This window comes from Microcoleus sp. OTE_8_concoct_300, from assembly GCF_031383065.1.
GTDB lineage: Bacteria > Cyanobacteriota > Cyanobacteriia > Cyanobacteriales > Microcoleaceae > Microcoleus.
Window position 1 is genome coordinate 1 of sequence record NZ_JANMZH010000312.1, and the last position, 1,154, is coordinate 1,154.

1 protein-coding gene is annotated in these 1,154 nt (G+C 41.9%); it reads right to left on the reverse strand.

Annotated features, from left to right (window positions below):
* Nucleotides 1-129: 129 nt before the first annotated feature.
* The gene (locus ACUVJL_RS14180; protein WP_445246432.1) at nucleotides 130-1,026 is read right to left on the reverse strand and encodes an RNA-guided endonuclease InsQ/TnpB family protein; all 897 of its coding nucleotides are present in this window, start codon (nucleotides 1,024-1,026) and stop codon (nucleotides 130-132) included.
* Nucleotides 1,027-1,154: the final 128 nt, after the last annotated feature.

Below are 1,154 nucleotides of genomic sequence, written 5' to 3' on the forward strand. Positions count from 1 at the left end.
ATTTCTACGGTTAAAAAGTTTGAGTATTGCCTTTCATGACGCAACATTTTAAGGTCAGTCCCTGAATTAAGAATCCTTGTCCTTTAGGTCAGGGAGTGTCAAGAGACAATGTATTAACGGTTGACATACTCACCGCCCTAAAAGTGCGGTGATTCTTGACGCTTCTTTGGGGTCTGCTACTGAAGAAGTCTTACGTCCCCTCTGCGTCCGTTTAGAGTCGTGGCAATGCCCTATCCCGACTTTTTTTATATTTTTGGCTGCGTTCTCATCTCTATCGTGAGTTGTACCGCAGTTTAAACAGGTAATAGTTCTGACTTTCAGGTCTAATTTACCCCATCGATAGTCACATTTAGAACAGACTTGGCTTGTAGGTTCCCATCGGCTAATTACCCTAAACTCCCGACTAAACTTGTCGGATTTAGCTTCACAGAGCCCCCGAAATTCTCTCCATCCTTGAGAGCTAATCGCTCTAGCTAAGCGCCGATTCTTAACCATGCCCGATACGTTGAGGTCTTCCAAAACAATCACTTGGTTTTCGTTGACTATTTTGGTTGATAGTTTGTGCAAAAAGTCTTTGCGGGTGTCAGTAACAAGATTGTGCAACTTGGCAATTTGAATGCGGGTCTTCTGACGGCGTTTTGAGTCTTTTTGTTGCCGAGCCAATCTGCGCTGCAACTTCCTGATTTTGCGATCCGATTGTGAGTAGTCTGGACTTTTAACCTGCGTTCCGTCGCTGAGAGTAGCGAAGGTTTTTAAACCCAAATCAATGCCAATTGAAGGATTAATGGGCTCTAAATCTTGAGGTTCTACATCTACTACAAAACTTAGAAAATACCGATTTGCACAGTCCTTAATTACTGTTACCGAACTAGGTTTTGAGGGCAATTCCCTAGACCTAATAGGACTGACCAACCCTATTTTTGCCAAGTAAACTTGAGTTCCTTTAAGAGAAAATCCCGACTTAGCAAACTCCGCTGATTGATTGTTGGTCTTCTTCTTAAACTTAGGCGCTCCGTAAGGATTCAGGTATCTGAAACGTAGTCACAGAAGGACTTCTAGAATTAAAGCCTTCGCTAAATCAACAGCTTGATTCTCAATAGGTACGAAAATAAAAGCTTTCAGGGTTTCTTAATAAGAATGGATATTTGATGATT